Source organism: Streptomyces albus subsp. chlorinus (assembly GCF_013302895.1).
GTDB lineage: Bacteria > Actinomycetota > Actinomycetes > Streptomycetales > Streptomycetaceae > Streptomyces > Streptomyces chlorinus.
In genome coordinates, this window is record NZ_VJOK01000001.1 from 5,821,145 (window position 1) to 5,828,348 (window position 7,204).

Annotated in this window: 1 protein-coding gene; it reads left to right on the forward strand. The window is 76.1% G+C overall.

What is annotated here, in order from left to right; genetic code table 11:
- On the forward strand, positions 1–7,204 hold a 7,204-nt coding region (locus FM076_RS25390; protein WP_173873235.1), incomplete at both ends, for a lonely Cys domain-containing protein.

Consider the following 7,204-nt stretch of genomic DNA (forward strand, 5'->3'; position numbering starts at 1 on the left):
CCGCCGTGTCCTGCTGCTCACCCCGCAGGAGCGGGTGACCGGCGAGCGGCGCGCCGCGGTGTTCCAGCTGGCGTCGTCCCCGGAGGCCGGGAGCGTGCGCAGCCTCGCCGGCCTCAGCGCGCTGCACCTCGTGCAGCACGGGGTGCTGGACGACCGGTTCCGTGTCACCGACGCCCAGGGCCGCCCCCGGGGGCTCAACTGGACCGGCACCCGGATCCCTTCCGATCTCGACCTCTCCACCACCGCCGTGCGGACCGATGGACCGCAGGGCAGCACCGTCGGCGAGATCGGCCCGGCGCTGTGGGCCACGGGGCCGGGCCGGCCCGGCGCCTACCTGCTGGTGGCCTCCGGCGGACGCCGGGCGCTGGTGCGGGGCCGCGCCGGGTTCGCGCGCGAGGCACCGGCCGAGGTGCTGGCCGAACTGCTGGCCCTCGACCGGGTCCTGACCGCCCAGCCGCGGGACGTTCCCCTGGCGCTGATGGTCCCCGGCTTCGGCCGCTCGCTCACCGGCCCCTCGGCGGTCGCCACCCGGCTGGACCGCACCGTGGTGTCCACCAGCGGCGTCCCGGCGGTGATATCCCTGCCGGGACGGCCCTCGGGCCCGGTGTTCGGGCTGGCCGACGAGGCGGGCCGGCCCCGGGGCGGCTTCGTCCTGACCGCGCCGGACCCGGCGGGGGCGGCCACCGCGGACCCGTCCCCGGGCTGGGAGCGGGACGCCGACATCTTCCCCCTCACGACGGCGGACGGCTGGATGACCGGCCTCGTCTCGGTCGACGTGGCGGCCGAGGGCGCCGCTGGCCTGATGCGGCTGGCGCACGCCGCGCGGCTGCCGTCGGTGACCTCGTACGTGACCTACAACATGCAGCTCGGCGCGTTCAGCACGCCGCGGAACGTGCCCTGGCGGCTCGGGCAGACCGGCTTCGACGCCCAGCACGGAGCACCGGACGGCGTCGGCTGGGCCACCGTGCGCGGACTGCTGTGGAAGAGCGGCGCCGAGCACGCCCGCGCCCTGGCCCGCTTGTTCTCCCGGGTCCGGTCGTTGCCGGACCGCGCGCTGCTGGTCTGCTTCTCCGCGGCGCGGCCGGGCATCGGCGGGGTCCTCCTGGACGGGCGCGCCGACGGCCCGCTCCCGTTCGTGCCGGACAGGCTCGCCGTGGTGTCTGTCGGGCAGAAGGTGGCCAACGAGAGCGGGGCGACGGTGTACGCCCCCGTCCACCGGGCCTCCACGAGCACTCTGCCGGACGGCACCGTGGTCATCGTTCTGTCGGGCAACGTCCGCGGCGAGGGCGCCGCCTGGGTGAAGTTCCTCCCGGAGCCGAAGGGCGCCGTGCTCGACGAGCGGGCCCGCACGGCCGGGCTCCACCACGGCCCGGGCCCCGCCACCGAGGCCGTCCGGCAGCGGGCGCTGCGGCTGGTGCGGGCGCTGCGCGAGGTCTTCGGCCCCGACATCGACGGCCGGCCGGACTACCCGGCCCTGCTCAGGGGCATCGGCGCGCTCGACCTCATGCGGGAACGCGATCCCCGGCTGAACCGCGGCGGGGCCCGCGAGTTCACCCTCGACCTGCTGGTGCGGGTCGTGCGCGGCTACGGTCCGGCTCCGTCCCCCACCGCACCCGTCACGCCCGAGCGGGTCCGCGAGATGCTCGGCCGGGCCGACGCCGCATGGCAGACCGGCCCGGGTCCCCTCACCCGCTTCGCCGCGCTGCCGCACGTGGTCACCGCCCTGGACCGGCTGCCCGCCACGGGGACGCCCACCGCCGACGCGGCGGCCCGCGAGGTCCTGGGCGTCGAGCCGGGGCAGCCGGTGGGCGAGGCGGAACTGTCCCGGCTGCTGTGGGCCGACGTCAAGCTGCTGGAACTGGTGGGCACCGTCCCGGACCGCGGCCGGCTCGCCGCCGTCCTGCTGCACCTCGACCGCCCCGGGGAGGCGCGGTTCGCCGAGGCCGCGGCGCTGGCCCGCAAGGCACTGGCCGCGGGCCGGGCCACGCTCCCCGAACTGGCCGCCTTCCACCTGGAGAGCCGGGGCGCCCTGTCGGACGCCACGCTGGGCCGGGACGGCTCCGGCGCGGTCAACGGCCGCGACCTGCGACACGGTTCGGCGGGGCTGGACGGCGAGTTCGACCCCAGCGTCGTCACGGTGCTGGACCACGGCCCGGACGGGAGGCTCGTCGTGGCCGGCACGGTCCCCGCCCCCTGGTACACGCCCGGACGCCCGGCCCCGTTCCCGTACGTCTTCGACGGCGGTTTCGGGGGTGGACCGGTTACCGTCGAGGAGTTCGGTGAACTGGTCTTCCGCGACCCCGCGCTGCACGCGGCGCCGATGGGGACCGACATCATCCTGGTGGGCGACGGCGCCCGGCCCCCCGCCGGCGGGCCCGCCCTCAGCACACCCGCCGGGCAGGCCGCGCGGAACTCGGGCCGCACGGTGTGGTCCACCTACGGCCGCACCGGCATCCACCGCCCCCCGGGCTCCCGGACGTTCACCGTCTGCGTGGCCCCGGACGCGTCGGGCCGCCGCCCCGACCTCTCGGACTGGGGCCTCCTCAGGCCGCGCGACCTGTATCCGCCCGCCGCGCATTCCGCCCCGGCCCCGCCGCCCATCGCGCCCGGCCCCACCTATGCGACCGCCTCGCAGGTACCGCCCGTGGTGCGGCGGCCCGCCGAGGCACCGGCCGAACCGGTGGCACCGGCAGAACAATGGGCAGCGGCGGCCGAACCGGACGCACGGGCCGAACCGCCGGCACAGACCGGACCGGACGCCCAGACCGAACCGTCCGCCCAGACCGCACCGTCCGGACCGCCCCAGGACGGGAGCGCCGGGGCCCTCGCGCTCACCTGGGACGAGCACACCCGGGCGCGGGAACTCGTCACCGAGACCGCCGCGGCCGGCCCGGACGCCGCGCCACGGCTCCGCGAGGCCCTGGAGTGGCTGGAGGACGCGACGGCGCGGCTGTACGCCCTCGGTGTCCCGCCGAGTCGGCTGGCCGCCGTCGCCCCGGCCGGGGGCTCCGTCCCGCTCCCGCCCTTCCCCGACGACCTGCGGGTGTGGCTCGGGGACCAGGTGACGAAGGAGGACCTGTCCCCGGACGCGCCCCGGTTGGCCCCCGACACCTTGGTCGACGCGGCCGAAGTGCGCGCCCTGGGCGCCGAGCTGAGCCAGAGCCAGGAGCTGGAGGCCGTGCTCGGCGGCGGCCGGCTCGCGGCGCGCACCCTGGACCCGCTGGTCCAGGTGCGGCTGCTGCTGAGCGGGCACGGCCCGGGGCCGGACGGTGTCGAGGGGGTCGCCGCCGCGGTGGCGGGGCGGCTGTGGCGGTCGTCGTACGAGGCGTTCGCGGCGGACACGGCAGCCACCGCCGACACCGCAGCGACGGCGGACACGGCGGACACGGCAGCCCTCGGGCCGGACGAGGGCGCGAGCCAGCAGGACGGTGCGGAGTCCGGGAGCGGCGCGGTGCCGGACGCCGCGCGGGCCTGGGAGCTGGCCGCGTTCCTGGTGCTGCCCGCCGTGCCGGACGCGGCCCGGTCCGATGTCCGGTACGCGGGGGAGGGGTTCCGCGCGGCGGTGCGGGACGTCGCCGCGCATCTGCTCGCCCACGGCACCGATGCCCGCTCGGCCGTGGAGCTGGCCGACACCCGGCGCCGGGAGCTGGGACTGCGTCCCCGGTGGACGGAGGCCACTCCCCGGCGGACGGACGACGCCGAACTGTCCGCGTCCGGTCCCCGGCCCGAGGGGCCGTTGATCGTCAGCTCCTCGGACGTCGACATGGCGGATGTCGGCACCACATCGTCGGAGCCGGAGTCGGACGCGGAGTGGGACACCGACATACGGGATGCCCCGGACGGGGCCGGGGCGGAGTCCTCGGACGCGGACAGCATCCTGGACGAGGCCCTCTACTCCTCCGAATCCTCCGCGGCCTCCCTTGACAGCGACTCCTCGGACGAGGAGTCCGGCACCGATTCCGGTCCGGACTCCGGTTCCGACAGCTCCACGCCGTCCGCGGCGCCCCGCACCGGGCTGCCGCGGACGGCGGAGGTGAGGTTCACGAGGCCGTCCGTCGCGCTGTCCCCGGACGAGGCCGGGAAGGTGCGGCAACTGGCGCGCCGGCTGGCCCTCGTCGGGATGCGCAACTGGCGGGCTGGCGCGCCGCTGCCCGAACTCGGCATCTCCGGATACGGCGACGACGTGCGGTCCGGCGCCCCGCCGGCCGAGCGGCAGGAGGCGGCGCGGCAGCGCGGGGCGCAGCGTGCCCGGGCCGTGTACCAGGCGCTGATGCTGGAGCTGGGCCGAGTGCTCAACCCGCTGAACAGGAGACGCCCGGCCGGTCTGCCGCCCCTGGGGCCGCAGCACTTCACCGTGCGGCGGCGCGGTCTTCCCCCCGCCCCCGCCGACGAGAACAACGGGCAGTCCCCCAGGCCGACGCTGATCCAGTTCTCCAGCGCCCCTCGCGCGGAGGCGGTGGACCTCCTGGACCGGCTGCGCCGCCAGGACAAGATGCTGCGCCGCGGGCCGATGAATCTGGACGTCCTCGCCCGCCGCGTCCTCCATCTGACCGACGAGCAGAACGTGGACCAGGACGTCCGGAACGAGCTGCTGGACCTGGTGACGGCCGCCGACCGGGCGGGCCGGGCGACGAGCCTCGCGGCCCTGGGGGCGTTCCACGTCCAGCAGCAGGGCGTGTTCGACGACCGCTTCCGGTTCACCGCCGCGCGGAGCCCGGGCGATCCCGCCGGTCTGAACTGGACTTCCGTGCGGGCCCGCGAACTGGACACCGCCACGGGCGAGCGGATCACGAAGGACGAGCAGGGCAAGGTCATCGACGCCGGGGCGGACGAGCCGTCGTGGGAGGGGGACGAGCCCGCCTACGTCGTGGCCGCCGCGGGGGACCGGAAGGGGGTCGTGGTGCCGTGGCCGGACGGCACCACCCGCAAGCTGCGCATGGACGAGTTCGCCGAGCTGCTGGCGCATGATCCGGTCCTGGCGGCGCTGCCGAAAGACGTGCCGATCGTGCTGGCCGTCCCGCGCGCGGGCCACGGTCTGCTCTTCCTGCCGCGCCTGCTGGCGTTCCGCACCGGCCGCACCGTGCACGCGCACAGCGGCGACCTGGAGGTGATCGCCAGGCCGGGGGCACCGGCGAGGATCACGGTCGTCCACCACCCGGGGAAGCCCGAGGGCGACTGGGTGCCCAGCCCGCCCGACCTTGATCCCGGCTCCCCGGACGACCTGCCGTACTGGCACCACGACGTGGAGACCTCGGCCATGGTCAGCCTGTCGACGAAGAAGCAGTCCGGACGCGCCGCGTTCACGCCCGCCGAGATGGCGGGTCTGCGTGGGAAGTTCTTCCGGCGCATGGACCGCGTACGGGAGTTCGCGCATCTGAACGTCGCCACGGGCACCCTATCCAGGCGCTTCGTCCCGACGGACCCGGACGAGGCGGAGCCGGCCGGCTATCAGAGCGCCCACGGGGGCCCCGACGGCATACTCCTGCCGCTGGAGGGCGGCGGGTCCCGGCGCCTGGACGGCCAGGAGGCCGAGCAGTGGGCCCGCGCACGGCGCAACAGCATGTCCGCCTACGCCGAGGGGCAGTGGGCCGATCTGGAGATCTGCTGGGCGGGTTCGGGCCGGAACGGACGGGTGCCCGAGTACGACCAGGTTGGCACAGGGTTGCCCGGGCCCTACGTCGCCGACCCGCTGGAGCACGTGTCCATCGGGCAGCGCTACGCCAACGGACTGCGGCGCAAGGTGCGCTGCACGATCCGGGTCTCCGCGATCGGCGCCGACGGTGCTCCCCCGAACCGGGTCTACTTCCGCGTGTTGTACAGCGACCCCCGAGGGCGGCTCTCCTCCCGGGGGAAGTTCTTCCCCGAGCCCCGGGCAGGTGAGCTGCTCCGGCGGGCGCGGGCCATCGGTTACAGCGGTCCCGGCGGACGGGTGTCCGCTCAGCGGCGGACGAGGACGCTGCGCCTCGTGCGCGCGCTGCGGCTGGTGCTGGGCAACGAGGTGGACGACGCCGTGCGCGTCGAGAAGAACCCCGGGTACGCCAAGCTGCTGCGCGGGGCGGCGGCCCTGGAGCGGATGTGGTACGCCGACGGCAGGTTCGGTGCCGCGGGCCCGTTCACGATGGACCTCTTCCACCGGATCGTCGAGGCGACCCTCCCCGCGGGGCGGATGGAGCCGCGCCGGGCGGACTACCGCGCGGTGCTCCTGAAGGCGGCGGACACCGCCTCCGGCACGCGCCTGGGCGACTTCGTGACGCTGCCGCCCGCGATCGAGGCGGCGAGCGCCTGGAAGAACGGGGCCCCCGATCCCTCCCGCCACGACGCCACCGTGGCGGCCCTGCTGGACGTCGCGCACCCCCAGGTGGACGACAGCCACCGCTCCCGGGCGTTCTGGGCCCGGGTCAAGGCCCACGAACTGCTGGACAGCCCCGGCCTGGACTTCGACGGCCTCGCGCGCAAGGCCCTCCACCTGGAGGCTTCGGACCCGGTGGACGCCGCGCGGCGGGCCCAGCTGTGGGCCCTGGTCCACACCGCGTTCGCGCGCGGACGGGACGCCACCGACCACGACGTGCTGGCCGCGTTCCATCTGGAGCTGGCCGGGGCCTTCGACCCGGGCAACGCGCTGACCGACCCGCTGCGGGACGGGGAGTATGTCGGGTACGACTGGTCCGTCACCGGGCCCCGGATCCAGACCCTGGACACCTCGCGGATCCGGACACCCGGCGGACTGGTCCGGGCCCCGTGGGCCGGCAAGGACCGGCGGGACGTGGACCGGGCGGCGCCCTTCGTGGTGCGGGGGTCCTACGACGCGCGGGACCGGGGCGCCGTGCGCCTGCGCTTCGGTCCCGGGCAGCCGGTCCGCCGGGTGCCGTTCGCGGAGCTGGCGGAACTGCTGGCCTACCACCCGCTCCTGACGACCCGGGCTCTCAACGCCGTCGTGGTGCTGGACATCCCCGGTTTCTACCGCAGCGCGCTGGCGGACGTGCTGAACGAGCGGCTGGGCCGCACCGCGACGACCACCCGCGCCCGCACGGGGATCGCCCACCCCGGCGGACAGCACCACCCGGTGCTGTCCCTGAGCCCCTCGTCGATGGACAAGAAGCCGACGGCGGCGAGCTGGCGGCTCCAGGCGCCGGTCGACCCCGTACACCCCGGGGAGGCGCCGCCGCAGGTCCGGACCGTGACCAGCGACGCGGCCCACCACCAC